Genomic DNA, 24,525 nt, shown 5'->3' on the forward strand with positions numbered 1-24,525 from the left:
TCGAGTAGCTGAGGGGGCAATCGGGCATACTATTCGTGCTCACTTGTCAGGAAAGGAGGAAAGACGGTGAAAAAGAAACTGGAGCAGGCGGTGGAGTATGCGAATAAAACAAATCCGTCGTCAAAAGCCAACAACCAACCGTCGACGTCAAAAAAAGAGAAGACAAAATTTTAAGGGAGAACCGCTCTCCCTTTATGACGTTTTGGACCGATAATGGTCGCGGTGGCGACGCGCCAAATACTTTTCATTGATATACAGCACCTTTTTATCTTTGCTGCGTGTATATTTTTTCTCACGCTCACGCTGCCTAGCGAGCAGCCAGCAAGCAAACAAATACAGCGGCAAAATCAGCTGCATGGCTCCGATGAACACATACCAAAATCCGCTGATTTCCGTCAAGTTGCGCAAGTAAACGTCAATGCCGCCCAATCGATAATATATAGCAGCGACGATGGCGGCAATGGCTACGATATTAGCGGCGTGGAGAAGAGGAATGTTTCTCCAGCGGAACAAAAACCGTTCAATCTGCCCTTTCACCCAAAGCGACACGGCGATCAAGACAATACATAAGAGCAGTGACAACGCAAGTGCGGCCATCGTTTCGTCCCCTTCCCTCTACTCTCTTCATTCCGGTCTGCCTGTTCTGAAGCTGTTTGCAAACATTTTCCTCCAATGAACCTCCCCTTGACCGCATACACTAACGACGACAACGGTTCAAGGAGGGAAAACAGTGGGTAAAAAACACCGCAACCGCATTAACGGGCAGAAAAAGAATAACCATATTCCAAAAGAAGCGTTGATCGCCGAAGACGAAGCGCACGCCAAAGAATATTCCGCGGCCGGCGGTCGGAAAAACGGTCCAGGTCATCACGACAACCCCGAATCGTGACAAATCGCAGAAACCCTTGTGCCACACAAGGGTTTCTATCGTGGTTCCGACGGCTCAACTTCGTCCCAAGCAAGCGTGACAACTCTCGTGTAGTCCCCGCGTTCGATTTCTTCTTTCGTTGCTTTTTCGTTCAGTTCCTCGTCATCATCAATTCCCGGCGCCACCATCCGGTTGTCGCGGCGCTGGTTTTGATTTTCCACCGAATCCGCCTCCTTTCCTTTCTTATCCGTTCCCTAAAACGCTAGCTGTTATTCGACATTTTTTCTTTTATTATACCACCATCAGCCATCCGTGTGTGATTATATTTTTGAATATTCCGTCAAAATAACACGCTGGCGTTCCACCGGTTTCCACCCACCCGAGCAGAGACGGTAATACGTCTGCCCTTTGCGTCCTTCATCGATGAGCACAATATCACCCGTCCCCATAAATCGGGCCTGGCAGTTTTTTGGCATCAAATCGACAACGTTAAACATTCGGTACAAGATTGACAGCGCCTCGTGATGATCTGAAGCTGTCACCGTAAGCCGGCATACTTGTCGGTATTTCGGTTCCCCGAAGCGCGGCGTTTGAAAAATAGTCGCTTCATATGCACGTTTTGCCATCCACATCTTTTTCCTCCATAAACGAACCATGGTTTTCCTCTTCCTTCCCACGATAAATCAGTCGTCTTTATCCTATAATATTAGTGATTGCATTTGTCGATTCCTTCGGCAAAACGGCACACCTTTTGTCGAAACGGCCATGGTTTTTTTGACAAAATCTGCGATCTATACAAGGGAGGAACACTAGATGCCCAACCGCCCGCTCGCCTTGTTGCGCCGCCCGCTCCAATACGCTTATCGTTCGTTTTTATACCGCCATCCGGTTCGCCTTGCTGATGCTGACTTGCTTCGCCGGATGACCGCCCGCCTTTCGCCCTCGCCGCCTAGGCAACTTAGCGCCGAGGAGACAGCGATCGTTGCAGCCATCCGGCGGAAAACAGCGGAACATAACCGCAATAACGTCACACGTACGGCGGCCTATTTGGCGTTTTTCGAGCGCCACTCGGAAATACATTGGGCGTTTTTGGCTCATCTCGTCTCGCGTAACGGTGGCTGGAACATGACCGACTTGCGCGGCGGCCTTCTCCCGTTTTTATTGCCAAAAGAAACGGCTGCGCCGCTCTTTTTGTTTTTGGAGCGAGCCAATGCATTGATTTTTCACGACGCTTATCCGCAGCTCTTGTTGTATGAGGAAAGCAAGCGTCAAGGAACGCCGCTGTTTCATTTGCTGCCATCTTTGTCTGTCTCCCGGTTTATGAAAGCGTTTTGGGAACATTTTTGGGAAACGGGCGACGCGGCACTGCTGACTGTCGCCTTAATCATTAACGAACAGCAGTACATCCAGCTTCGCGTCATCGAGCACCCGTTTTTCCGCACCCGTGTGCTGTCCAGCTGGCCGTTTATTGCTGAGCAATGGCTCGGGTTCAATGATGTGCTCATCCCTCTAGGGCGCGGCCGGCGCGGTGCTTTAGTTGGCACGACCGTGCGCGATTTTGTTGATGTTCATCACCGCATCCACATCGGCAAAACGCTGTACAGTTTACTGCTGTTTAATGCGCGCCTGTTTCGCCGCGCTTATCGCTTTGCCCGCCGTGTTCCCCATAGCGGTTCACGCGCCGACTTTTGGCCGCAATCGTTCACTGCAACATACGATGGCCGCCGCCTTTACAGCCCTCGTCTTGAGGCCGCGTGGCCGGATCTTACGCACTCTTTTAGCGATCAGCGCGACTGGTTCACCGATGACACGATCGTGGGGGCGCTTGAGACGCTTCCGCTTCCAGCGTCAGGTGAAATGACCGATCGTTACAAACGGCATTTGGCCATGATGAAAGCAGCCGCCATCGCGGCGGCCAAGTCAGCGGGCGTCTAACCCCGCCTTAGAAATCATAAAAACGACGAGGTTTACTCGTCGTCGACATCAATTTCTTCATCAATAATGCATTTTTCTAGCAAATAGTCAAACGTGATATCAGCAAGCTCTTCCAGCTCCTCTTGCGTTGGCACAAAGCCGCGGCGAATGAGCTCTTGGTAAAAAAACTCGGCAATTTCCTCTGTATCAATAATCACTTCAATTTCCTTCACCGCATTTCGCCCCCTTTGTAATGTTGTATGTCTCCGTCTTCCGTTTTATGTCAAAAATCATGTTGTACTACTTTTTCGGCCTTCCCCATACATATGTATTAACAAAACAAAAAGACGGAGGTCGGAACGAAATGGACAAGCTGACTGCATTGGATAAAATGATGGAAACAGTTGTAAACGGATTGGCTGCGCTCGTCATTTTCGCCGGCATTCCATATTTTCTCTTTATTCTTTGTCAGTTTCTATTCTGGTGATTGACGATCTCTTGTAAACGTTGAACAACCGTTTCCATCATCCGTTTATATTGATCATCGCCAAACCATTTATACAGCGCTTTATAGTCGTTGTACATGTCGAGCAGCTCGTCGACCGATGGTTCGCGGTTTTCGCTATCAGCCGACGGCAGCAGAAGCGATGCGTTCATCGGCGTAGCGATGACAATATCTTGCACAAGCGTGACGGACGTTTCTTCCCCATCAGCTAGCGGAGTAATGTCTTCAAGATGGACTTCAATTTCCCAACCGTCCGTCAGCCGCTTCAATTCATAAATCGTCTCTTCCCATCCTTCTCCATAGTAGCGGTAAATTTCCGTCCGAACCCCGACGACTTTGAACAAATGGCCGTCATAATCACGAACACGGACAATTTCGCCGAGAAAAAACGGCAACTCGATTTCAATTTCTTCAGCGATCCACAAATCATCTGTAAATTCAGATAATAAAACGAGCGCCTGCTCGGTAAACAAACTATGGCCATGGTTAATTTCGTATAAAAACGTGCCATCAATTTGTTGAATATCCGTCACAGTTCCGACCGTTCCGTACAATGTATTGACAACGATATCGCCGACGGAAAACTTCGGGCGTTTCGGCGTGCTCATTGGCATCTCCCACCCTTTTGAACAAATGGTTAGTATAGTATATGCATGCATGAAAGGGTGGACACCTTTGCCAGCGCGGAAAAAGCGGATTGAAAACGCTACCAATATTCAAAACAGGAACGCCTTCCTAGTTATGTTTCATGCAAAAACTGCTCCCACAGTTCATCAAAAATAACCATGCTTTCCAAATAATCACCGTTTAACTCCAAATAGCCGCTTAATTCTTCATAATCCGCTGATCCTTTCGGAAAGCTGTGGTCGTCATACGCCCCGTTCGCAAACCGCACAACAGGATCTTCTTCATGCCCATGGCGGAAGCGCAATAAGTAGCGGTAAAACGATTTTTCCATGTTTCCCCATCCTCTTCCTTTCTCTTTGTTGCTATTATAATGAGCTTTTTCATGTTTGTGAAGCCTTTTTTCACCGCTTGTATTGTCATCGTACGCGCTAAACCCGTTTTTCATGCCAAAGATAGGCGACTTTTATAACCATCCCTTCGTGCCAACAAAGAAGCACAAATAGGCTAGCTCCCTCCGTTGGTCAAACCGCCTCAATAATCGATTGCCCTAGATCTCACTCCTAGTATGCCGCCTCCACACCTATGATTCTTTCTAGCGGCGCACATGAAAAAAGAGTGTCCCAAAAAACAACCGGGGCACCCTTTTCCGTCATCATATACCGTAAGACAATATGTTGCACCTCTTAAGGAAGGGCAACCTTTTAGGCCAACCTTATCAACCGTTATACGGCTCCGATTTGCGGCGCTGGAGAAAACTCGATCTCAAAGCCAAGGTCCTCAAGCATCTTGTAATCGGCGGACTTTTCCTGCCCGAGGGTTGTTAAATAATCGCCGACGAAAATGGAGTTGGCGGCATACAGCCCGAGCGGCTGGAGCGAGCGCAAATTCACTTCCCGTCCACCGGCGATGCGTATCTCTTTTGTCGGGTTCATATAGCGGAACAGCGCCAACACTTTCAAGCAATAACGCGGATTTAATTCATTCGTTCCGGCCAGCGGCGTTCCGTCAATCGCATGCAAAAAGTTGACCGGGATCGAATCGGCATCGAGCTCCCGCAAGCTGCGCGCCATATCGACAATATCTTGCTTCGTTTCTTTCATGCCGATAATAACGCCCGAGCACGGCGAAAGACCGGCTTCCTTCACCGTTTCCACCGTCCGCACCCGGTCATCATATGTATGAGACGTCGTAATGTTCGGATGGTGTTGTTTCGACGTATTAATATTATGGTTGTAGCGATCCACGCCCGCTTCTTTCAGCCTCGCTGCTTGTTCCGGCTTCAACAGCCCGAGACAGGCGCACACTTTCAGACCGAACCGTTCTTTAATTTCTTTCACGGCGGAAACAACAATGTCTACTTCCTTATCGCTCGGACCACGGCCGCTTGCGACAATGCAAAATGTCCCTATCTGCAAACGGTACGCTTCTTCAGCCCCGCGCAGCAGCGTTTCTTTATCGAGCATTTTATACGTCTTCACCGGCGCCGTCGCCACGGCAGACTGCGAACAATAGCCGCAGTTTTCCGGACAAAGGCCGGATTTGGCGTTCATGATCATATTCAATTTCACCTTATTGCCGTAATAGACCGAGCGGATTCGGTACGCCCCTTGCAAAAGAAGGAGCAGCTCGTCGTCCGGACAGTCGAGTATCGCCAACGCCTCTTCATCGGCCAGCTCGTATCCTTCCATCACCTGTTCAGCTAATGACAGCCAATTTGGCATTTTCCCTCTCCCCTTTCCACATCATTACATTTATCGTAGCGGACAAGACGGATAATTGTCAACCTATTTATAAATTGAGTTTACTATAGTTCAGCATCCAAAACAGCAACGTCCGCGGTGTTGTGAATGGCCACCTTCGCTCAACACAAAAAAGACAGGCCGCCGTTTTGGGACAGCCTGTCTTGTTCCTTTGCTTAACGCGTCAGTTTTTCAACGATGTCGCGGGCGATCCAAACACCGCAAGCGCTTGCCTGGGCGAGGCCGCGCGTAATGCCGGCGCCGTCGCCACCGACATACAGCCCCGCGATTTCTGTTTCAAACCGATCGTTCAGTTTTGGACGCGCCGAATAAAACTTCGCCTCAACGCCGTAAAACAGCGTATGCTCAGACGCGAGCCCTGGAGTGACATGGTTAAGCGCTTCTGTCATCTCGATCAAACTTTTCATCGTGTTGTACGGCAAGACAAGACCTAAATCGCCTGGCACCGCCTCTTTTAGTGTCGGTTCAATAAATCCTTCTTTGATCCGTTTCTCCGTCGACCGCCGTCCTTTTAAAATGTCCCCGTATTTTTGCACAATGATGCCGCCGTTAGATAAAGCGTTCGCCAACCGGGAAATTTCATGGGCGTATTCATTCGGCTTATCAAACGGATCGGAAAATTTATGCGAGACAAGGAGCGCAAAGTTCGTGTTGCTGCTGCCGAGCTTCGGATCTTTGTACGCGTGGCCGTTGGCAAGCATAATGCCAGAATGATTTTCGACAACCACGTGCCCCGACGGATTGCTGCAAAACGTACGCACTTGCGTCCCGACCGACGTGTTGAAGATAAATTTTCCTTCATACAAATGCTCATTAATTTCTTGCATGACAATGTTCGATGTTTCGACGCGCACCCCGATATCGACTTGGTTGTTGATCATTCGCAGGCGGCGCTTGCGCAACAATTTGCTCAGCCAGACTGAGCCGTCGCGTCCCGGAGCGATGACGACTTTTTCCGCCGTCAACGTTTCACCGTTTTTCAGGACGACCCCTTTCACTTCATGGCCGTCTTCCGTCCGCTCCGTCACGATATCATCTACTTCTGTTTTAAAGCGCATCGTAATCCGCTCGCGCAAATATTCAAAAATGCTTTGTAAAATCGCTAAGTTTTGCTCTGTGCCTAAATGGCGAACATAGGCGCGCAACAGCTTCAACCCAGCGGCATAAGCGCGCCGCTCAATCTCTTTCACTTTGTCCGTCATCGGGTCGGTAATCGACGTCGTCGCCCCATGTTTTAAGTTGATTTCATCCACATAACGGATGAGCTCAAGCACGGTTGAGGCCGGCAAATAGTCGGTCATCCAGCCGCCAAATTCGCTCGTGATGTTGAACTTGCCGTCCGAATACGCTCCAGCCCCGCCAAAGCCGTTCGTGATCGAACAGGCGGGCACACAGCCGGCATAATCTTTTTTGCCGGCTGGCGGCGGGCATTTCTCAATTTTTTTCTGCAAAATCGGACAGTTGCGTTTATATATATCATGCCCTTTGTCAATGAGCAGCACATTCGCTCCAGGCAGTTTGAGCGTCAGTTCGTAACACGTAAAAATGCCGGCAGGTCCAGCGCCCACCACAATCACATCGTAATGGTTGTTCATTGTGCCATCCCCCATTTCATATGTTCCATTCGGAAGTATACGCGACATTCACCTATTCGTCAAGACAAAAACCGAACTTTTATAGCGATATAAATCTATAATGTTCGACATTATTAATGGTTGTGCAAATCGAAAAAAAATTGGTATGTTGATAGAAGGTAAAGGAACGGGAGGAGAACAGATGCGCTTTTTTGTGAAAAATTTTGTAAACGGCATGCTAACGATCGTGCCGATTTTATTAGCCGTCTATGTATGCTATAAAGTGTTCGCTGTTTTGGACGGGTTGCTCGGCCAGTATGTCCGGCCGTATTTGGATGGCCGCTACATCCCCGGCCTTGGCTTGCTCGCAACAGTGGTGCTCATCACTGTTTGCGGCTGGCTATCGACGCAATATGTGAGCGGCCGTCTCATTCGGCTTGTCGATCGGTTGCTTGAAAGCATTCCCTTGATGAAGACCGTTTATTCGGTCGCTAAAGATACGATTGCTTCTTTTGTCGGAGAAAAACGGTCGTTTTCGCAAGTCGTGCTCGTCACAATGCCGGAGAGCGGCTGGAAATGCCTTGGCTTCATTACGATGGACAATGTCGGCGCCTGGCACGATCCGCTTGCTGATTATGTCGCCGTCTATATTCCACAGACGTTTCAAGTCGCCGGGCTTACCCTTCTCGTCCCGAAAGAGCAAGTCGAAGTCATCGATATCTCGCCGGAAGAGGCAATGAAGTTTATCCTCTCCGGCGGCGTCGCGGTCCGCAAACAAAAACGGCTGCCCTATCATTGGGGCAGCCGTTCATATTTCCGACCAACATACGTTCTTGCCAACTCAAATATGTCCTGACCGTTAAAAATATCGTTTTTTCCAAAAGATGTATGCCGTTACTGCCGACAGCGAACCGGCAAGCACCATAGCGACGGCAAAGGCGTACGGGGAGTGTTGGAACGGAATCGGCACGTTCATGCCGTAAAAACTCGCCACCATCGTTGGCAGCGAAATGACGATCGTAATGGCAGTCAAAAATTTCATCACAATGTTTAAGTTGTTCGAGATGACGGAAGCAAATGCATCCATCATGCCGCTTAAAATGCTGCTGTATACTTCCGCCATTTCGATCGCCTGCTTGTTTTCAATAATAACATCTTGCAGCAAATCTTGATCATCTTCGTACATGCGCAAATAGTTCAGACGCATGAGCCGCTCCATGACGATATTGTTCGCTTTCAGCGACGTCATAAAATACACTAAACTTTTTTCCATGCTAAGAAGTGAAAACAGCTCTTTGTTTTTCATCGACTGGTGCAGCTCTTTTTCAATTTCACTCGTCCGCCGGTTAATCTGCTTCAAATAACGCAAATAATATGTCGAAATCATGTAAAGCATTTGCAAAGCGAACCGTGTTTTCATAAACGTGTAAAAGTTTTTGATTTTGTTTTTTGAAAATTCCTCAAAAATCGGATTTTCTTGCAAACAGACCGTAATAAAGCACGTATTCGTAATGATCATGCCGATCGGAATCGTTTCGTACATCGGGCCGTCAACTTCGTCATGGGCGACAATCGGGATGTCGACGATAATCAACACATGATTATCCTCTTTTTCGACGCGCGACCGCTCTTCGTCATCAAGCGCGTCTTTGATCGAATCGATCGGAATGTCTAAATGGTGAGCGATGTAGCGAATTTCATCCTCCGTCGGGGCAACGAGATTGATCCAGCAGCCGTTTTCAATCCGGTCAATTTCCCGCATTTTTCCGTTGGCATCGGACAAATACATTTTCATCATTTGGCATCCTTCCTCCTTTTCACGCGAGGAAGGCGGCGCCTCTTCCTTTCCGCCCGGAGCCCGTTTTCGTATGATGAGCAGCGGGCGAGAAAAGGAACAGGCCGCGTTCCCCGCTATATTCCGGTTCCGGTTCGTTCGAACTTGAACTACTCATAATACGAAAACGCCACTCCTTTCAAAAAAATGTTCCTCAAGTAATGATAACGCGGACCAGTTCATTTGTATAGTAGTTGCCATGAAAAAAAGCAGCCTACTGGCTACTTTATTCATCAAACGGCATAATGTTCAAACATTGCTGCTCCGGCTGCCTTATTCACTCGATGGCGTTGTGTTGAAAAAATCAGACGCTTGTTTGTTGGTTTGTCCTCGTTCTGAACGGCGCGGATGCTTTTTGCTCTTTCCCATTACCCCATCGGATTCGTAACTTGGCGCAAATGGCAGCTTTTTATTCACCGCTCTCACCTCCTTTGCTTTTACTGTTTGCTGCTAGCCGTCATTTTACTCGATTGAAGCAAGGCAAGAGGGTGCTACTTTGTGGAAAGCGTTTTATCCTAAAATTGTCAGCCAATGTTCACACAATCATTTTACCGGCTCCATCCGTTCATTTATAATAAATAAGTGAGGAGGGGAAGCCATGAACATTACGATCACGAAAAAAGCGTTCGATTGGTACAAGCGAGAGCTCGGACTAAAACCCGGTGATGCGATTCGCCTGTTCGCCCGCTACGGGGGATGCGGCACCGTACAAAAAGGGTTTTCACTCGGCATAGCAAAGGACGAGCCGGCAGGAGAGCCAGCGGCGCAGACGACGGTTGATGGCGTGACCTTTTTTGTCGAAGACAGCGACCAATGGTATTTTGACGGGCACGATTTGACGATCGATTTAGACGAAAAAGGTGATGAACCGGTATTTCTGATCCAATAAACAGTGAAAAAGCTAGCCTTAGCGCTAGCTTTTTCGAATGATGGCGATCGTGCAGCGGGAGACGCAGACGAGCTGCCCTTGTTCATCCGTGATGCGTACATCCCACACCATCGTCGTTCGGCCGCGGTGCAGCACTGTTCCCGTTGCCGTCACCGTTCCGCTGCGAACAGCGCGAACATGGTTTGCATTAATTTCTAAACCAACGACGTTTTCCGTTTGCGGATCCACAAGCGCGTACGCGCCGATGCTCGCCACCGTTTCAGCCAACGCGACTGAGGCCCCACCATGCAAGATTCCAGCTGGCTGGTGCGTGCGCTGGTCGACTGGCATCGTCGCCACGACGCGTCCTTCACCAAGTTCGACAATTTCGATGCCAAGTGTGTCAATTAGCGTATGTTTCGCCATTTCTTTCATCACTGTCAAATCGATCATGATTCCTTCCTCCCCCGTTTCGTAAACCGTGCCAGCTCATCAAGCCGCCCTTCTTGCCGCAAAATGCGCGCTTGCGTCTCTCCGAGCAAATCAAAGTGCGGAAATTCATTGCGCCGGTCGATCCACTCTTCTTTCAGCCCGTATTGCCGTCCCCAAGCAGCCAGCTTATCAATATCGGCGCAACCGACTTTCGTCACCGTCGTGCAATGCGGAAACCGTTCGTCATACCAATAATGGGTCAAAAAAGCGATTTCTCCGCGCCTCACTTTCTCCTTCCACGCCGCGAGTTCATGTCGGCGAATGCCAAACGCCATCGCAATGCTCTCCTTTACCGTTTCGCCCGCTCATACGCTTCGTGCCAATCGGGAAAATATTTGCGAATGACGATCGGCCGAAACGTATCGCGCTTGACGCAAACGTGCTGCGACTTGCCGGTCACTGCCACCTCCCCGTCCGGGGCGAGAATTTCGTAGCCATACGTGACACGGATACCATCATAAGCGTCGATCCATGTGCGGACGGTCGCCGTTTCCCCGTAATGAAGCGGTTTTTTGTACGACACTTGCAAGTCGATGACCGGCGAAATGACGCCCTCTTTCTCCATCTCGGCATAATGGAAGCCAAGTTGTTTGATTAACTCCGTACGCCCAACTTCCATCCAAACTAAGTAGTTTGCATGGTAAACGACGCCCATTTGGTCCGTTTCCGCATAGCGCACTTCAATTTGTTTTTCTGCTACTTTCATGTTCGTTCTCCCTCCATTTTTTGCCGGTTCTCCTCTTTTATGTTACCATTGGTTCGTCCGGCGGCTCAAGCGGCAAGCAGAAAAAACAAAGCCGCCCCGATTGGGGCAGCTTCGTTTATTGGTAACCGTGTTCGCGAGCAGCTGCTTCATCTTTAATTTCCGCGCGCATGGCGGCAATCGCCTCTTCGCGGCGGCGATTTTTCTCGCGGATTCGCTCCCGCTCTTCAGGAGAAGCAAACTGCATCGTTTCCTCGGCTTTTTCGATGTTTTCAATTGTATTTTGCACCATATCTTGCAACTTTTCGACGTTGTCGCTGCGGTCATCCGGTTTCGGACGTGGCATGACGTTTCCTCCTTCACGCGAGTTTCGGTTCATTCACCCTTCGTTTGGATGACTTGAGCGTGTTGGCCGGACTGGTCTTGCATTTGTTTGCCTTTGTTTCCACCAGCGGCGCGAGGCTGTGTGCCGATATGGTTCGGCACAAAGTGGTTGGGGCTTCTTTTCGGATTGCTCATCATCTTCGCCTCCTCGCCATCTAGTCTGTCCGCCCGGAGAACCGCTATGCATGGGTTATTCTGCTTTCTTAAGCATCCGCTCTTCCAGCTTTTTCTCGATCTTTTCGAGCGCTTCCCGGTCATTTAGCAATTGCCGCTTATTCTCGCTGATCAATTCTTGGAGAGTCATTTTGCGGGATCGTTTCATTGCTCCAACCTCCCCTCACTTTTATTGTACTTTTATTCATGCCCAAAAAAGATAAAAATTATGACAACTTTTCGAAAAATAATGAGTCATGAAAAAAAGCGCCTTCCGTTAAACCAACTGATGGTTAACGGAAACGCGCTGTTTCTTTCTCAAGCCGAGCCGCAGTCACCGGACCGACGATTTTTTGCCGAATGACGCCGTTCGGATCAATGATATAGGTCGTTGGAATCGTTTGAACCCGATAGTAATGAAGCGCTTCGCCGCGGACATCTAAAGCGACAGGCAGCGCTAACTTCTTGCTTTTCACAAACCGTTCCGCATTATCGAGCGTGTCTTGTGTAGTCAAATGAACAGCAAGCAATGTGACTTCACGACCATGCTGTTTGTAAAACTTCTCAAGTTCCGGCATTTCCTTTTTGCACGGCGGACACCATGACGTCCAAAAGTTGAGGACGACCGCCTTGCCACGCAAATCAGACAGCTTGACCGGCTCGCCGCCAAGCGTCGGCAGCGTCAGATCGGGGGCAGCATGGCCGATTTTCGGGCCGGTTTCGGTTTCGCTTGCCTCATTCGGTTTCTCCGCGGCCATCGCGTTCCAAAGGCCGTATCCAGTAACCGTTAAAAACAACAAAATGACCAACCATTTTCGCACCTTTTTCCCTCCCTGCCGGCCAGCGTCCTTTGGCATTCTGTCCATGATTATAGCACATACGTTTGTCCTTGCCAACGCTAATGATTGCACCAAAAAACGAGGGACACCTCCCTCGTCGTTAACGGATGTTTTTATGGTCATTTTTCATTTTTTCTGCTTCCACTTCAGCGTAGGAAGCGAATTCGCTCGTCCACTCGTTAAAACCATTTTTCTTTTTCGCGTTGTTGTTCCGTTGGGCATTGGCATTACCGAGCTTAGTCCGTCCCATGCGCTCTCTCCTCCTCTAGTTCAGTCAATTCACGCATAGTATCGCCCACCGGAGAAAAACTATGCATGGGACGGCGGTCCTGCCATACGCTTGCCTGAAAACATTTATGCAGAAGATGACGGATCGTCCGTTTCGACCGGATGGTCCGGGTAGGAAATCCAGTCGCTGAAACTGCCGACATACAGCCGAACGTTTCGGTAGCCGGCTTCTTTTAATGCGAGCACGTTCGGACAGGCAGTGACGCCGGAGCCGCAATAGACGATCAACGGAGCCTCACGGTCAAGATCGGCAAACCGAGCGGCTTGATCGGCTGCGCTTTTCCAATAGCCTCCTTCTGCCACTCCATCTTTCCAAAACCGATGCACTGCTCCCGGAATGCGGCCAGGTCGGCGGTCGATCGGTTCTTCTAAACCGGCGTATCGCTTCCACTCGCGCGAATCGATGAGCACGGCCGATCGATCGCGGACAGCAGCGCGCACCTCATCGACCGTTGCCAGCCATGACCGATCGGGCTGCGGCTGAAACCGCCGCGGCGACACGTCAGGAATCGTGTCGGTCACCGGATACCCTTTCTTTTTCCATTCGCTGTAATTGCCGTCTAACACATAAACGCGCTCATGGCCAAAATAGCGAAGCAGCCACCAACAGCGCGCAGCCATCGCCCCATGTTGATCATCGTAGACAACGACCGTCACCGTTTCATCGATGCCGGCACGGCCAAACACCTCTGCCGCCTGAGCAGCGGACGGCAGCGGATGACGCCCCCCATGCTCCGCCACCGGACCGGACAAATCGCGTTCCAAATCCATATACACCGCTCCAGGAATATGATCGTCCCGGTAAACGGCCGCTCCTTTAGACGGATCACCAAGCCAAAACCGGCAATCAAGAATGCGGATGTTTTCTTCAGACAAATGAGTAAGCAACCATTCATGGGAAACGAGAGACGCCATGTTCTTCTCCCCCTTTTCATTTTGCCTGCCAATCAGCCTGCCCCTAGGAGGATGGACGGGCAGCCGCTGCTCCTATGGGCTGCAGCTTGATGACAGCCTCATCTATTCCCCGCTGTTACGATCGCTTTCCTTCAAGGCGGCTCACATATTCGCGCACCATTTCCGGCGTCACGTACCGGCGGGTCGGTACGAGGCCCCCTTTGGCCAGTTCATTCATTTGTTTCGTCACTTCATTGATCAGCTCGACCGTAAACGACTCGCCGCGGCGGCACCGCTCGACCGCTTCTTCGATATGCCGCTCGCGCTCAGCATCGAGCATGGCAAACTTTTTTAAGATGGCGTGCTGCTTTTGTACGTGGGCAGTAATCGCTTGATGCACTTCACTCAATGGTTCTCGTCCTTTCTTGCTTCTTTTTCCATCAAACGCTGGACATTAGGTTTGGGTATCCAGCAGTTGAATTGGTAATTCGGTTTCGTCGCATAGCCGAGCCGGCGGCAATACGTGTATAACCCGTTGGCCCGCTTTTCTATGCCGTAGTGGATACATGTCGCACAAGCGTGAAACCGGTTCATCAGCGCGCCTCCCTGTCTTCTCTAGAAAGAAGGCCGCGAAGCGCCGCTTCGATCCGGCTGAGCGCCTCGGAGTCTGCTGTTTCAGCGAGCGCTGCCATTAAACCGTCCATATAGCTGTCAACTTGATCGGTGAGCGCAGCCGTAAGCGCAGCGACGGCATCCTCGTATTGCTTGGCATATACGGAGATGAGCCGCTCTTTTTGCTCGGCCAAATACCGATCAACCGGCTCAACGAGCGCTGCTTCAATCTCTTCTTTCATCCGCCGCTTCTCATCGCGCTCAAAAAACGATTTCGCGTTTTTATAGAGTGAAAGCGCCTTAGCAAACCGTCCCCGATCCACATCGCTAAGGGCGTTGGCGAACTCCGGTGCCGCAAAAGCAAACGACTCCGGCGGCACGAGTGCGAGCGCCTCATCAAGGCGGCGAAGCTCACTGCTCAAGCGAGCGAACTGCTCGGCAAGCCGTTTATGCAAAAATGCCTCAACACGCAAGCTCGTTGCCCGCATCTCTTGCGCCAAATCAAAGCCAACGGACGCAAGCAGCTCGTCAAGACAACGCTCAAGCACCCGGCGCACTGGACCTTGGTCGTCGCGAAGCACCGACGGATTGAACGCCTCTTTAAACGTGTCATTCAAGCGGAAAAAGGCACGCTGTTTCACGTAATAAAGCAGTTCGTCGGCTTCTTGGCCAAGTGCGTGCTGGCCGTAGGCATCGACGGCATCGGCGAGCACGGTGCGCATTTTTACCTTGACTTCCTCAAGCGCGCGCCGCTTCGCCGCTTTTTCCGCCTCGCTCTGCCCAGCGGCCCGCGCGTATTCCGCCGCCGTCTGCCACGCCCGCTCGAGCTCAGCATAGGCGCTCTCGACCGCCACCTCAGTCAGCTCTTCCGTCAAGAAACGGAAAAAGTCTGCTTCGAAGGCGGGCAAACCGGAATCCGCCAAGACGCCGCGCGCGCTAGGCTCCACCCCCATTTTTTCCGCCAGCGCCATGCGGCTTGAGAGAGCATAAAGACGCGGAAAACGGATGCCAAAACGGGCGAGCTCATCGTTCATGTAGGCGATGACAGCATCAAGTTCTTCCTTTGATTGAGCCAAGTCGGCCGCATTGATGATGAAAAACATTTTGTCAAGCGCAAACGCATCTTTGACCCGCCCGAGCTGAAGCAAAAACTCGCGGTCCGCTTTCGAAAACGCATGGTTGTAATACGTCACAAACAGTAGCGCGTCCGCATGTTTCATATAATGGAACGCCACTCCGGTATGGCGGGCGTTTAGCGAATCGACTCCCGGCGTATCGACAAGCGTCACCCCTTGGCGGGTGAGCGGACAGTCGGCATACAGCACAACCTCATCTAAGAAACACGACACCGCTTCGTCAGCCACATACCCCTCCAGCTCCTCGAAACGGATCGACAGCGTTGCCCCAAATCGATCGCACATCCGCTCGTAGCCGGCCGCAACGGCCGCCAAAAAGGCAACATGCGGCTTTTGCGCCGGATGTTCGGCCCCAGACTCGGCAAGACGGGCACAGAGGCGAAGCGCTTCCTCCCATGTATCCGCCTGATGGCCGAACTGGCTGAGCGATGCTTGTATATCAGCCCAAATTTGCGATTCGCTTTTCACTTTTACGATCGCCGTACCGTGCGGGTGCTCTTTGTCGGGCGGTGCGATTTTGCTGATAGCGGCGGTCGTCGGGTTCGGCGAAGACGGCAAAAGCGGTGCGCCAAGCAAAGCGTTGGCAAGTGATGACTTGCCGGCGCTGAAAGCGCCAAACAAGGCAACCGTAAACGCGCGCGTGCGGAGCCGGCTCGCCTTGTCGCGCAGCGGGCCAGCGAAACGGCGCAACAAATCCGCTTGTTCAAGGTAAGCCGCCGCTTCATCAAGCCGGTCGGCGGCCTGTTCGCTACGCCGTTTTCCACCGGCTGACGGCGTACGGGATTCCCCTGTTCTTTCGTCCTCCAATTCGTTGCCAGCCACCGCGCCTTTCTGACCGAGCGCTTGCTCTTTGGCAGCGACTTGCTGTTTTGGCGTTTCCACATGGCGCGCCTTGCGGAAATCAGGCGGCGCAGTCAGCAAAGCAAGGCGGGTCTCATCAAGCGTTGCGTCATCACCCGGAGCGGCGATGAGCTGTTCAAATGAGCGTTGGCGCTCTTCCCGCTCGAATTTGAGGCGGGCGAGGCGGCCGATGAGCTCCACCTTTTCACGCGCCCTCGAAAGCTCATCACTCAATGCATCCATTTGGGCAGCCGCCTGTTTGGCGATTTGTTCCAAGAGCTCAGCAAACAAGGTGAACGCCGAGTCACGGTAACATTTTTTCAGCGCTGCAGCGACCTCATCCGTATAGTTTAATAGCGCCGCACCGCTTGTATCCGCGCCTTGTTTGACGAGGCTGGCGAGCAGCGTCGCCTCCCACTCCACCGTCCATTGTTGGCACTTACCAAGCCAAGCACGGTCAGCATTCCATTCGTTTCCAACCCGAAGAAGCAACTGGCGGACGTGCCATTCAATTTGCGCCTCCGCTTGTGCCTTGACGCTTTCGTAAAACGCAGCGAACCGCCGTTGTCGCTCCTCTTCTGTTTTCGCCTTTGCAAACCACCACCCCACCTTAAAATCGGGCCGCATGGCCTGCAAGTACGCTTCCGCCCGCGCTCTTGTTTCAAACGGCATCAAATAGGCGTTTTGTAGCACGTGCTCAAGTTCGGTCCGAAATGTCTCCTCCACCCGCTTGGGTGCCGTCTGCCACTTAGCCAACTCCGTCTCCAACCGTCCAAGCTCCTCCATAGCCGCCGCCTCATCATCCGCGCCGCCAAGCTTCTGAAGCTGCATGCGCATTTCTTGTTCAAGCGGCTCATGTCGGGTACAAAGCTGTTCGATATGACGGTCGGCGATCCGTTTTAAACCGGCTTCGGCGCCGCGGACGAGCCACTCATCTTTGTCCGCAAACAACTGACGCAAACAGGCTGACAGCTCATGCCATTCGTTATGCGGATGGTCCGGCGCTTTTAACGAGAGGAAAAACAGGCCGGCCGCCTCGACTCCCCAACTTCGGAACGCCCTAGCCGCCGAGTCGCGAAACGCAGCAAACGGCAGTTCGTCCTCACGGTGTTTGTCGATTTGATTGATGATCAAATAGACGGTTTTTCCTTCGTCCGTTAATTGTTTCGTAAATTGAAAGTTTAATTCCGCTTGTACATGGTTATAATCCATGACATAAAAGACGACATCAGCTAAATGAAGTGCAGACTCGGTCGCCAGTCGGTGGGCGTCGTCCGTCGAGTCGATGCCCGGCGTGTCCAAGATGGCGACTCCTGGCGGAATGGCGTCTGTTTCACGACTAATCTCAATCCATTCAATCGTCTCCCCGTCCCGGCATTGAGCACGAATCAGTTCCGGATCGTACGGCGGTTCGTACTCGACCGGCGCATCACGGTGGTAAAAGACGCGCACATAATCCCGACCGGCTTTCACTTTCACAAGATTCGCACTCGTCGGAATCGGGCTCGACGGCAACAGCGGTTCGCCGAGCAGCGCGTTGATCAAACTTGATTTGCCGGCAGAAAAATGACCGCAAAATGCGACAATAAGCTCCCCGGCTGCCATTTTTTCCATAAGCTGCTTCACTTTGTTCGCGTTTTCTTTGTCCCCCGTTGTCTGAAGCTGTTCATACATCTCGATCATTTTCGCCAGCCACGGCCGCAATGACGGCCGCTCAGTTGCAACATATCCCATGACCCAAACCCCTTGTTTCCGTCAATATCGTTTACATTCATTTTACTGTATTTCGTCCCATTTCCCAATAGAAAAACAAAAAAATCCCGCCCGTTCGTTTGGCAAGCAGGAGTTAGTTGGAAATATGCTTGTTTCCCTTTGTGTCAACCGCAAAAGGGCGACCGCTGTTGCCAAATAAGAACGATCCGCGGTCCCCTTTCGCTGATTAGCTGTTCCTGTTTTTTCATGCAGTTGCTTAAACGCGCACGACCGTTTTTCTTCCTAGCGGCAAAAAACGCGGCCGAGCCTGAAACGCCTCCTTATAATCAGTGAACGCTGACAGCGCCTGTTCTTCAGTGGTGATGCGAATGGATAACATGATTGCGTTAAGAAGTGAAAAGATAAGCGCGGTCATAGGTGCTTGGAACAAAAGCGGCAGCAACACGATCTCCAAAGCGACGACGACATAATTAGGGTGGCGGATCCACCGGTACGGTCCTTTTTTCACGACCGGGCGGTCGGGCACGATCAAAATTTTCGTATTCCAAAAGCGGCCGAGCGATAAAATCGTCCATACGCGCAGCCCTTCGACAGCAAGAAAGAACGGAAACAAAAATGGCCAGCGTGGCGACGGGCGCGCGCCTTTTCGCAGTGCCTCAACAGCCAACGACAAAAGAAAGAGTATATGCATCAATACAATCCACGGATAATGGCGGGCGCCAACCTCTTTCGCTCCGAGTGCTTTCACATACCGTTCGTTCCGTTTTGCAAGCACAAGCTCAAACAAGCGCATCCCAGCCACCACCAAAAATACGAATGCAAACCGCATCATCATCCCTCCCATTTAAGCAGCACCATCTCGGCGCTAAAGCCAGGGCCGAGGGCGACGAGCAGCCCATACCCAGGCGCAAGCGGCTTCTGCATCACTTGCTCCAGCACAAAATAAACGGTGGCTGACGACATATTGCCATACTGGGCTAACACCTCTCTAGCAGCCTCTGTCTGCTTCGGGCCGAACCCGAACGCTTCTTCGTACGCCTCGATCACTTTCTTCCCGCCCGGGTGGGCAATAAAATAGCGAAGGTCACTGAGCAGCAGTTTGTTTTCCTGTAAAAACGATTCCACTTGCGGTCGCAGCCAGCTGCGGACGATTGACGGAATATCTTTCGAAAAGATGACAAACAGCCCTTCATCACGAATATCCCAACCCATCACGTCCTCCGAACGAGGCATAAGCACCGACCGAGCAGCGATGATACGCGGCGCACCGCTTTTTGGCGCCGCTTCATCGCCGGCGACAAGCACACATGCCACCCCGTCAGAAAAAAGCGATGTGCCGATTACATTGCTTTTTGATAAGTCATTCGCTTGGAACGTCAAACTGCAAAACTCAACGGCAATCACGAGCGCTTTGGCATTAGGAAACGCTCGGCAATAATCGGCTGCTCGAGCCAGTCCCGCTGCCCCGCCCGCACAGCCAAGCCCCCAAATCGGAACCCGAACGACAGAAGGTGAAAACGGCAGCACGTTCATCAGCCGCGCCTCGATGCTTGGCGTCGACAAACCGGTCGTTGAGATGTAAAACAGCACATCGACCGCTTCATACGGAATCGGGCCGGTAGAGGCTTTATGCAAGCAGTCGTTGACGGCCTCGCCACTGTAACGAACGGCACTGTCGATATACACCTCATTTTTCTCCCCGAAGCCGCGCGGCAGGCTATACCAAGCAAGCGGCTTGACAAAGGTGCGCGTGCGGATGCCGCCGTTGTCAAACGCCTGCAGCAGCCGTTCAGCGCGCATTAGACGCCCGGCAAACAACTCGGCGACATAACGTTTCACCTCATGTTGAGAAACCATGTATGGCATCTTTGCGGTGCCGATAGATAAAAGGATCGGCATACAAACACCTCGGTTTGTTCTTCTTTTCTATTAGAGTGTGCAACAAGCCGGACTATATGCAGGCGAAAACACATTTATACGCCTATTTTTTCGGAAACAGCAGGTCGATTCTCTCCTTTTCTTCGTGGCCGACAGAAAAGCAGCATAAAAAATGAAAGAAACGTTATGGCAAACAAAAAAACAGGTGTGGGCAAAACCAGCCTGTTTTGGAAGGAAAAATGGTCATAAGCGGGGACATCTATAAAGACGTTTGTTGTGTATCCAGCTTTCAAGATGCGGATTTCGCTTTCCTACTCAAGCAAGCATAGTACAAATGATTGAGGAATGAGCCCTTGCCAGATTCGTTTAGCGACACTTCGTTGACTTTTTGCTGCGTTCTGTGAGCGATGGTTTCCTAGCCGAAAAGCGGCGGGATATTTCATGTCCCTTAATGTCTGTGACCATCGATCAATTTAACTATTTGTTCTTTGATTGCTTATATCCTATAATGAATTTAAAAATCGATAAAGATGATTATTCCGATTAAAAAATGATGATGGGGCCCTGTTAATATAGATATTAAACAGTCGATAACTTTCTAAAAATAACGAAGAAAATCCAAACTTTACCCAAAACTCCAAAATATTGAATTGACATTCAATTGACTACCAATAAAATATACGAGAGAACGTAGAAAGAGTGTGAAAGAAAGGAGGATATCGGTGGAACACCGCTCACTAATTCTACTTGGGTTACTAATGGGACAAAGCCAACACGGATATCAGATTAATGAATTCATCGAAAAAAACCTAAGTATAGTTACAGATATGAAAAAGTCTACTGCTTACGCTACGCTGGATAAACTACATCAAAAGGGCTTTATTGATATTAAGTTTGAGCAAAAAGGAAATAGACCCATCCGTAAAGTGTATTCTATAAATGAAAGAGGTCGAAAGTATTTTTACCAATTGCTATTAAACAATCTGTCTTCTGCTGAAAGTGTTAATTATCAAGGGGATATTGGGCTAATGTTTATTGATTTTCTTCCTATGGACCAAGCAATACCAGCCTTGAAAGAACGATTAAAGAAAAACAAAACACTAATTGATCAACTTAAACAAACCCCTGTACATGTAAATCAAACTGGTGTTAATCTTGCAGTCGAACATAAAATTACAATGTTAGAAGCAGAAATTTCCTTTCTTGAAAAAACCATTCAATCTCTTCTTTATTCGAATTAAGTTTTATATACTTATGATGTTAAAGCCACCGAGGATTCTTTTTTATTACCAACGCAGAACGTGTTGCAAAACACATAACGAATGCATAAATGCACATAAAAAATCCACCACCTTAGAAATCATATACAGTGACCAAAAGAAACTACCAAGGGGTGGACACGATCATGATTTCCAATTTCGTGATCGAACATGCACTGATGGGTGAAATTGATCCTCTTTTAGAGGCATGATTTCGATACATCGGCCAACTTTCTTTTCTGGAAACATCGTATGTGACAGGAAGACCCCCAGTGTCTAAAAAGGGACTGCTCACATGTTTCTTTTTGAAAACCTACTTCGCGATGGATTCTTTACGGCAGTTGGTGAACATCCTCCACCGGTTTGGCTATTTCCGACGAATTTGTGAACGTCTGGAGGTTCCTCATCTGTCTACTTTTTCAAGAGCCAGTCAATGGTTTCAAGAACAAGGATTTTCCGATTGGAATGCCCAACTTCTAAACGATTTAGGTGTTCAAAAACCAAAAGTAGTGATGATCGATCGTACAGCTCTTCGAAGCAGCCTGTATGATTCCCAAGCAAATTAGGGCATGTCGACTCGGTACCATTGGTTCAAAGGAGATAAACTGCATCTGTGTACCACCACGGAAGGGATCCATTTTATCCCATGTTTTGACTACCGCCCATCGAAATGACGCAGCAGTGGCACCGGAACTGCTTTCGTCTCTGCAAGGATGGGACATCGAGTTTGCACTTGAGGATGCCGCCTACGACAGGGAACAGATCTGTAAAACGGCCGAGCAATGGGACATCTTTTTCGTTTCCCCGATGAACTGACGCAATAGCGAGGAACGACACGATGCCTATGGCCGGGTGATCCCCGTCTTCTTGAACACTCGATTTGGAAAGTGGCTGTTTGGTCTCCGTAGCACCATCGAACGAGTATTTAACCAATGAAAGATGAATGGGTTAGAACAACCTCGGTGGCACGGGCTTCATCGCCATCTATTACATGTGCAATTATGCATACTCATCCATCATTTTGAGTTTTTACTCTAGTTTTGCAACACCATCAACGCAATAAACAAATAATTTTTTTGCATATAGTCACATTTGACTAATCACAAAAAAACTAATAAACTCTAATTAATCAAATATGATTAAAAATTTTTTATAGAAGGAGTGGCGTACATTGTTTCTTGCTATAAGAGAGTTAAAGCATGGAAAATTACGATTTTCAATGATTGGGCTTATTACTGTCCTGATTGCATGGTTGGTATTCATTCTTTCGGGACTGGGTAATGGCCTTTCCACTCTTAGTGCAGCAACATTTAAAAATATGAATGCCCATTATGTAACTTTTGAAGAAGGATCGAGAGCCTCTATGAGCCGATCGTTATTGAGTGAATCATTGGTAAAAGAACTGGAAAACCAAACTAATGTTACAGCTGCATCAGCAATGGGTGCAACCATGGGAACTGTATTTAAGTCTGCTTCTGCTGATAAAGTAAAAGTAGATGTTGCCCTCTTGGGAATCACACCTGGCAGTTTTCTAGAACCGAGTGTGATCGAAGGCAAGCCACTTCAAGCAGATAAGCCTTTAGAAGTTATAGTCAATGATACGTTAAAGAAAAAAGGCTTTAAGATTGGTGATACGCTGGAAATAGAAGGCTCATTAGAAAAAGTGAAAATTGTAGGGTTTGTTACAAATGAAACATACAACCATTTACCGGCTATTTTTACTACTCTAGATAAATGGCGCTCTATTCAATTTGCAGCACCGGGCTCTGATAAAGGAATTGAAAAACCTGTAAATGCCATTATGCTGCAAGGGGAAAATATTGATCCAGAGAAATTAAATAAGCACTTCAAGAATACTGAAACAGTCACCAAGGCCGCAGCCATACAAGGAATGCCTGGTTATAAAGAAGAGAATGGCACGATTATGATGATGCTCGCCTTCCTTTTGGCTATCTCGGCATTTGTAATCGGAGTATTCTTTTATGTACTTACCTTGCAAAAGTCGAATCAGTTTGGCATTTTAAAAGCCATTGGTGCCAGCAATCGTTTTCTCGGAAAAGCTATTGTATCTCAAGTATTTCTATTATCATCAATTAGTATTGTGGTAGGAATCTTGTTAACTTATGGGACAGCCCTTATTCTTCCGGATGAAATGCCATTTTCACTTGATACTAAATTAGTTGTCGTTTATGCCCTTTTATTACTTGTAGTTTCGATTTTAAGTTCCTTGATTTCCGTTCGAAAAATTACAAAAATCGATCCGCTTCAAGCGATTGGGAGGATGGAATAATGTCCGTAATACAATTCAAGAATGTCTCTAAACTGTATCAACAAGGTGAAAATCAAGTTCTTGCCCTTGATAATGTCTCCCTAACGGTGGAACAAGGTGAGTTTATTGCTGTCATTGGTCCATCAGGTTCAGGTAAAAGTACATTTCTAGCGATTGCAGGTGCATTGCTTCATGCAACGAAAGGTGAGGTCATCATTAACGGTAAGAGCCTGAATGAATTAAAACCTAAGGATTTGGCCCAATTACGGCTCAAGGAAATCGGATTTATCTTACAAAACAGTAATCTCGTCCCTTATTTAAATGTTCTGGAACAATTACTTGTCGTGAAAAGAATGTCAGGGAAACTTGTAAAGGAAGATAAGGAATTCGCTAAAGAATTGTTACAAAGCCTCGGTTTAGCAGCAAAAATGGAAAAATTACCCGAACAATTATCAGGAGGAGAACGCCAACGAGTTGCAATTGCTCGAGCTTTTATAAACAATCCTTCGATTATTTTGGCAGATGAACCAACAGCAAGTCTTGATTCGAAAAACGCCCATGAAGTGGTTCAACTCATAGCAAAAGAAACAAAAACAAGAAACAAAGCAGCGATTATGGTTACCCATGACGAACGAATGCTGGAATACTGCGATAAAGTGTATAAAATGGAAGATGGCAAACTGAAACGAGATGATTCTTTCCGCTCTTAAGATATAACCCCGAACAAAAATCCCCGTTCTGGGGGAGAGTAGTCATTATTTCAGAGGTTGCTTCGACTTTGAAACCAAATAAATCATCATTTACTTATAGCAAAACCCCTGCTTTTAATGAGTAGGGGTTTTGTTTATGAATCGGGAAAGAAACAAGAGTAAGCATGTTAAGTCCTATTATATTCATATAACAGAGATGTAATCTCACGAAATTCAAATAATTACCAGATCAGAATTGAACTTCAAACTCGCTTTTTCAAATTTTCACAAAAACCTCATTTACTTTTGATATGGTTCACCACACATTATCTAAACACATAGTTGATTTTTTTCATGGCAAATAAAAAATGTCACCCCCGTTTTCTTAATCAATCTGATCAGAAAACGTTGATGACATGTAGACGA

The 24,525-nt window shown here is 49.0% G+C and carries 31 protein-coding genes and 2 pseudogenes; 9 read left to right on the plus strand and 24 right to left on the minus strand.

What is annotated here, in order from left to right; all coding sequences use genetic code 11:
- Positions 1-192: 192 nt before the first annotated feature.
- Complete coding sequence (locus DSM465_RS0105545; protein ID WP_008879282.1) at positions 193-597, minus strand: hypothetical protein; 405 nt, start codon at positions 595-597, stop codon at positions 193-195.
- A 133-nt stretch (positions 598-730) separates the two neighbouring features.
- Between DSM465_RS0105545 and DSM465_RS19555 the strand changes: the two genes are divergently transcribed.
- Positions 731-889, plus strand: coding sequence for a hypothetical protein (locus DSM465_RS19555; protein ID WP_008879283.1), 159 nt, complete (start codon positions 731-733; stop codon positions 887-889).
- Between the two features lie 35 nt (positions 890-924).
- On the opposite strand, the gene DSM465_RS19560 is transcribed toward DSM465_RS19555, so the two are convergent.
- Together DSM465_RS19560 and DSM465_RS0105560 are read right to left on the minus strand one after the other, a co-directional pair.
- Positions 925-1,089: a hypothetical protein gene (locus tag DSM465_RS19560; protein WP_008879284.1), complete on the minus strand. Its 165-nt coding sequence runs from the start codon at positions 1,087-1,089 to the stop codon at positions 925-927.
- A 99-nt stretch (positions 1,090-1,188) separates the two neighbouring features.
- Positions 1,189-1,524 carry a hypothetical protein gene (locus DSM465_RS0105560; RefSeq protein WP_011887321.1) on the minus strand — a complete coding sequence of 112 codons (336 nt, stop codon included), beginning with the start codon at positions 1,522-1,524 and terminating at the stop codon, positions 1,189-1,191.
- Between the two features lie 157 nt (positions 1,525-1,681).
- On the opposite strand from DSM465_RS0105560, the gene DSM465_RS0105565 reads away from it, so the two are divergent.
- Positions 1,682-2,803, plus strand: coding sequence for a DUF2515 domain-containing protein (locus DSM465_RS0105565; RefSeq protein WP_029760845.1), 1,122 nt, complete (start codon positions 1,682-1,684; stop codon positions 2,801-2,803).
- A 32-nt stretch (positions 2,804-2,835) separates the two neighbouring features.
- Here the strand turns inward: DSM465_RS0105565 and DSM465_RS0105570 are convergent, their stop codons facing one another.
- On the minus strand, positions 2,836-3,015 hold the full coding sequence (locus DSM465_RS0105570) for a YozD family protein (RefSeq protein WP_008879287.1): 180 nt from the start codon (positions 3,013-3,015) through the stop codon (positions 2,836-2,838).
- 131 nt (positions 3,016-3,146) lie between these two features.
- On the opposite strand from DSM465_RS0105570, the gene DSM465_RS20060 reads away from it, so the two are divergent.
- Positions 3,147-3,269, plus strand: coding sequence for a hypothetical protein (locus tag DSM465_RS20060; RefSeq protein WP_008879288.1), 123 nt, complete (start codon positions 3,147-3,149; stop codon positions 3,267-3,269).
- Here the strand turns inward: DSM465_RS20060 and DSM465_RS0105580 are convergent.
- From DSM465_RS0105580 to DSM465_RS0105595, 4 genes are all read right to left on the minus strand, one after another.
- Positions 3,251-3,895 carry a hypothetical protein gene (locus DSM465_RS0105580; RefSeq protein ID WP_029760846.1) on the minus strand — a complete coding sequence of 215 codons (645 nt, stop codon included), beginning with the start codon at positions 3,893-3,895 and terminating at the stop codon, positions 3,251-3,253. The two genes, DSM465_RS20060 and DSM465_RS0105580, sit on opposite strands and share 19 nt — an antisense overlap.
- A 131-nt stretch (positions 3,896-4,026) precedes the next feature.
- Positions 4,027-4,245, minus strand: coding sequence for a YozE family protein (locus DSM465_RS0105585; RefSeq protein WP_029760847.1), 219 nt, complete (start codon positions 4,243-4,245; stop codon positions 4,027-4,029).
- Between the two features lie 391 nt (positions 4,246-4,636).
- Positions 4,637-5,635 (minus strand): biotin synthase BioB, encoded by a 999-nt coding sequence (gene bioB, locus DSM465_RS0105590; protein ID WP_029760849.1) that lies wholly within the window; start codon positions 5,633-5,635, stop codon positions 4,637-4,639.
- A 194-nt stretch (positions 5,636-5,829) separates the two neighbouring features.
- A complete protein-coding gene (locus DSM465_RS0105595; RefSeq protein ID WP_029760850.1) occupies positions 5,830-7,269 on the minus strand; it encodes an NAD(P)/FAD-dependent oxidoreductase in 1,440 nt (479 codons plus the stop codon).
- Positions 7,270-7,450: 181 nt separating this feature from the next.
- Between DSM465_RS0105595 and DSM465_RS0105600 the strand changes: the two are divergent.
- Positions 7,451-8,038, plus strand: a pseudogene (locus tag DSM465_RS0105600) (DUF502 domain-containing protein); the annotation flags it as partial.
- Between the two features lie 69 nt (positions 8,039-8,107).
- Here the strand turns inward: DSM465_RS0105600 and DSM465_RS0105605 are convergent.
- Both DSM465_RS0105605 and DSM465_RS19565 read right to left on the minus strand, forming a co-directional pair.
- Positions 8,108-9,046 (minus strand): magnesium transporter CorA family protein, encoded by a 939-nt coding sequence (locus DSM465_RS0105605; protein WP_008879295.1) that lies wholly within the window; start codon positions 9,044-9,046, stop codon positions 8,108-8,110.
- Between the two features lie 309 nt (positions 9,047-9,355).
- Positions 9,356-9,499 (minus strand): hypothetical protein, encoded by a 144-nt coding sequence (locus DSM465_RS19565; RefSeq protein ID WP_165478175.1) that lies wholly within the window; start codon positions 9,497-9,499, stop codon positions 9,356-9,358.
- Between the two features lie 181 nt (positions 9,500-9,680).
- Between DSM465_RS19565 and DSM465_RS0105615 the strand changes: the two genes are divergently transcribed.
- A complete protein-coding gene (locus DSM465_RS0105615; protein WP_008879296.1) occupies positions 9,681-9,971 on the plus strand; it encodes a HesB/YadR/YfhF family protein in 291 nt (96 codons plus the stop codon).
- Positions 9,972-9,995: 24 nt separating this feature from the next.
- Here DSM465_RS0105615 and DSM465_RS0105620 read toward each other — a convergent pair whose 3' ends face one another.
- The 14 genes from DSM465_RS0105620 to DSM465_RS0105685 form a co-directional block, all read right to left on the minus strand.
- Positions 9,996-10,403, minus strand: a complete 408-nt coding sequence (locus DSM465_RS0105620; protein WP_008879297.1) for a hotdog fold thioesterase — start codon at positions 10,401-10,403, stop codon at positions 9,996-9,998.
- The gene (locus DSM465_RS0105625) at positions 10,400-10,717 is read right to left on the minus strand and encodes a hypothetical protein (RefSeq protein WP_008879298.1); all 318 of its coding nucleotides are present in this window, start codon (positions 10,715-10,717) and stop codon (positions 10,400-10,402) included. The genes DSM465_RS0105620 and DSM465_RS0105625 overlap by 4 nt, the downstream gene beginning before the upstream one ends.
- A 14-nt stretch (positions 10,718-10,731) precedes the next feature.
- The gene (locus tag DSM465_RS0105630) at positions 10,732-11,148 is read right to left on the minus strand and encodes an acyl-CoA thioesterase (protein ID WP_008879299.1); all 417 of its coding nucleotides are present in this window, start codon (positions 11,146-11,148) and stop codon (positions 10,732-10,734) included.
- Between the two features lie 115 nt (positions 11,149-11,263).
- Positions 11,264-11,491: a small acid-soluble spore protein Tlp gene (gene tlp / locus DSM465_RS0105635; RefSeq protein WP_008879300.1), complete on the minus strand. Its 228-nt coding sequence runs from the start codon at positions 11,489-11,491 to the stop codon at positions 11,264-11,266.
- A gap of 29 nt (positions 11,492-11,520) precedes the next feature.
- Positions 11,521-11,664, minus strand: a complete 144-nt coding sequence (locus DSM465_RS0105640) for an acid-soluble spore protein N (RefSeq protein ID WP_029760852.1) — start codon at positions 11,662-11,664, stop codon at positions 11,521-11,523.
- Positions 11,665-11,719: 55 nt separating this feature from the next.
- Positions 11,720-11,851 (minus strand): FbpB family small basic protein, encoded by a 132-nt coding sequence (locus DSM465_RS18840; protein ID WP_008879302.1) that lies wholly within the window; start codon positions 11,849-11,851, stop codon positions 11,720-11,722.
- Positions 11,852-11,975: 124 nt separating this feature from the next.
- On the minus strand, positions 11,976-12,503 hold the full coding sequence (locus DSM465_RS0105650) for a TlpA family protein disulfide reductase (protein WP_029760853.1): 528 nt from the start codon (positions 12,501-12,503) through the stop codon (positions 11,976-11,978).
- Between the two features lie 118 nt (positions 12,504-12,621).
- Positions 12,622-12,771 (minus strand): hypothetical protein, encoded by a 150-nt coding sequence (locus DSM465_RS19570; RefSeq protein ID WP_008879304.1) that lies wholly within the window; start codon positions 12,769-12,771, stop codon positions 12,622-12,624.
- 104 nt (positions 12,772-12,875) lie between these two features.
- Positions 12,876-13,724: a sulfurtransferase gene (locus DSM465_RS0105660; RefSeq protein ID WP_029760854.1), complete on the minus strand. Its 849-nt coding sequence runs from the start codon at positions 13,722-13,724 to the stop codon at positions 12,876-12,878.
- Between the two features lie 115 nt (positions 13,725-13,839).
- Entirely contained in the window at positions 13,840-14,112 is a 273-nt protein-coding gene (locus tag DSM465_RS0105665; protein WP_029760855.1) for a YpbS family protein, read from the minus strand.
- Complete coding sequence (locus DSM465_RS0105670) at positions 14,109-14,297, minus strand: hypothetical protein (RefSeq protein ID WP_008879307.1); 189 nt, start codon at positions 14,295-14,297, stop codon at positions 14,109-14,111. Before DSM465_RS0105670 ends, DSM465_RS0105665 begins: the two co-directional genes overlap by 4 nt.
- Positions 14,297-18,025, minus strand: coding sequence for a dynamin family protein (locus DSM465_RS0105675; protein WP_029760856.1), 3,729 nt, complete (start codon positions 18,023-18,025; stop codon positions 14,297-14,299). The genes DSM465_RS0105670 and DSM465_RS0105675 overlap by 1 nt, the downstream gene beginning before the upstream one ends.
- Positions 18,026-18,260: 235 nt before the next feature.
- Positions 18,261-18,839 carry an isoprenylcysteine carboxyl methyltransferase family protein gene (locus DSM465_RS0105680; RefSeq protein ID WP_029760857.1) on the minus strand — a complete coding sequence of 193 codons (579 nt, stop codon included), beginning with the start codon at positions 18,837-18,839 and terminating at the stop codon, positions 18,261-18,263.
- Positions 18,836-19,903 carry a type III polyketide synthase gene (locus tag DSM465_RS0105685; protein ID WP_029760858.1) on the minus strand — a complete coding sequence of 356 codons (1,068 nt, stop codon included), beginning with the start codon at positions 19,901-19,903 and terminating at the stop codon, positions 18,836-18,838. The genes DSM465_RS0105680 and DSM465_RS0105685 overlap by 4 nt, the downstream gene beginning before the upstream one ends.
- 701 nt (positions 19,904-20,604) lie before the next feature.
- Here DSM465_RS0105685 and DSM465_RS0105690 point away from each other — a divergent pair.
- The 4 genes and pseudogenes from DSM465_RS0105690 (at position 20,605) to DSM465_RS0105705 (ending at position 24,120) form a co-directional block, all read left to right on the plus strand.
- Positions 20,605-21,123, plus strand: a complete 519-nt coding sequence (locus tag DSM465_RS0105690; RefSeq protein ID WP_008879311.1) for a PadR family transcriptional regulator — start codon at positions 20,605-20,607, stop codon at positions 21,121-21,123.
- Between the two features lie 164 nt (positions 21,124-21,287).
- Positions 21,288-22,179: pseudogene (locus tag DSM465_RS20350) on the plus strand (transposase).
- A gap of 133 nt (positions 22,180-22,312) precedes the next feature.
- The gene (locus DSM465_RS0105700) at positions 22,313-23,431 is read left to right on the plus strand and encodes an ABC transporter permease (protein ID WP_029760859.1); all 1,119 of its coding nucleotides are present in this window, start codon (positions 22,313-22,315) and stop codon (positions 23,429-23,431) included.
- Positions 23,431-24,120: an ABC transporter ATP-binding protein gene (locus DSM465_RS0105705; protein ID WP_029760861.1), complete on the plus strand. Its 690-nt coding sequence runs from the start codon at positions 23,431-23,433 to the stop codon at positions 24,118-24,120. Before DSM465_RS0105700 ends, DSM465_RS0105705 begins: the two co-directional genes overlap by 1 nt.
- Positions 24,121-24,525: the final 405 nt, after the last annotated feature.

The organism is Geobacillus thermodenitrificans subsp. thermodenitrificans DSM 465 (genome assembly GCF_000496575.1).
GTDB classification, from domain to species: Bacteria; Bacillota; Bacilli; order Bacillales; family Anoxybacillaceae; genus Geobacillus; species Geobacillus thermodenitrificans.

Excerpts from the sequence above, each read along its gene's own strand:
- DSM465_RS0105545 (WP_008879282.1), bottom strand. The coding sequence starts at position 597 with ATGGCCGCACTTGCGTTGTCACTGCTCTTATGTATTGTCTTGATCGCC.
- DSM465_RS0105560 (WP_011887321.1), bottom strand. The coding sequence starts at position 1,524 with ATGGTTCGTTTATGGAGGAAAAAGATGTGGATGGCAAAACGTGCATAT.
- DSM465_RS0105565 (WP_029760845.1), top strand. The coding sequence starts at position 1,682 with ATGCCCAACCGCCCGCTCGCCTTGTTGCGCCGCCCGCTCCAATACGCT.
- DSM465_RS20060 (WP_008879288.1), top strand. The coding sequence starts at position 3,147 with ATGGACAAGCTGACTGCATTGGATAAAATGATGGAAACAGTTGTAAAC.
- DSM465_RS0105580 (WP_029760846.1), bottom strand. The coding sequence starts at position 3,895 with ATGAGCACGCCGAAACGCCCGAAGTTTTCCGTCGGCGATATCGTTGTC.
- DSM465_RS0105585 (WP_029760847.1), bottom strand. The coding sequence starts at position 4,245 with ATGGAAAAATCGTTTTACCGCTACTTATTGCGCTTCCGCCATGGGCAT.
- bioB (WP_029760849.1), bottom strand. The coding sequence starts at position 5,635 with ATGCCAAATTGGCTGTCATTAGCTGAACAGGTGATGGAAGGATACGAG.
- DSM465_RS0105595 (WP_029760850.1), bottom strand. The coding sequence starts at position 7,269 with ATGAACAACCATTACGATGTGATTGTGGTGGGCGCTGGACCTGCCGGC.
- DSM465_RS0105605 (WP_008879295.1), bottom strand. The coding sequence starts at position 9,046 with ATGATGAAAATGTATTTGTCCGATGCCAACGGAAAAATGCGGGAAATT.
- DSM465_RS0105615 (WP_008879296.1), top strand. The coding sequence starts at position 9,681 with ATGAACATTACGATCACGAAAAAAGCGTTCGATTGGTACAAGCGAGAG.
- DSM465_RS0105620 (WP_008879297.1), bottom strand. The coding sequence starts at position 10,403 with ATGATCGATTTGACAGTGATGAAAGAAATGGCGAAACATACGCTAATT.
- DSM465_RS0105625 (WP_008879298.1), bottom strand. The coding sequence starts at position 10,717 with ATGGCGTTTGGCATTCGCCGACATGAACTCGCGGCGTGGAAGGAGAAA.
- DSM465_RS0105630 (WP_008879299.1), bottom strand. The coding sequence starts at position 11,148 with ATGAAAGTAGCAGAAAAACAAATTGAAGTGCGCTATGCGGAAACGGAC.
- tlp (WP_008879300.1), bottom strand. The coding sequence starts at position 11,491 with ATGCCACGTCCGAAACCGGATGACCGCAGCGACAACGTCGAAAAGTTG.
- DSM465_RS0105640 (WP_029760852.1), bottom strand. The coding sequence starts at position 11,664 with ATGAGCAATCCGAAAAGAAGCCCCAACCACTTTGTGCCGAACCATATC.
- DSM465_RS18840 (WP_008879302.1), bottom strand. The coding sequence starts at position 11,851 with ATGAAACGATCCCGCAAAATGACTCTCCAAGAATTGATCAGCGAGAAT.
- DSM465_RS19570 (WP_008879304.1), bottom strand. The coding sequence starts at position 12,771 with ATGGGACGGACTAAGCTCGGTAATGCCAATGCCCAACGGAACAACAAC.
- DSM465_RS0105660 (WP_029760854.1), bottom strand. The coding sequence starts at position 13,724 with ATGGCGTCTCTCGTTTCCCATGAATGGTTGCTTACTCATTTGTCTGAA.
- DSM465_RS0105670 (WP_008879307.1), bottom strand. The coding sequence starts at position 14,297 with ATGAACCGGTTTCACGCTTGTGCGACATGTATCCACTACGGCATAGAA.
- DSM465_RS0105675 (WP_029760856.1), bottom strand. The coding sequence starts at position 18,025 with ATGGGATATGTTGCAACTGAGCGGCCGTCATTGCGGCCGTGGCTGGCG.
- DSM465_RS0105680 (WP_029760857.1), bottom strand. The coding sequence starts at position 18,839 with ATGATGATGCGGTTTGCATTCGTATTTTTGGTGGTGGCTGGGATGCGC.
- DSM465_RS0105685 (WP_029760858.1), bottom strand. The coding sequence starts at position 19,903 with ATGCCGATCCTTTTATCTATCGGCACCGCAAAGATGCCATACATGGTT.
- DSM465_RS0105705 (WP_029760861.1), top strand. The coding sequence starts at position 23,431 with ATGTCCGTAATACAATTCAAGAATGTCTCTAAACTGTATCAACAAGGT.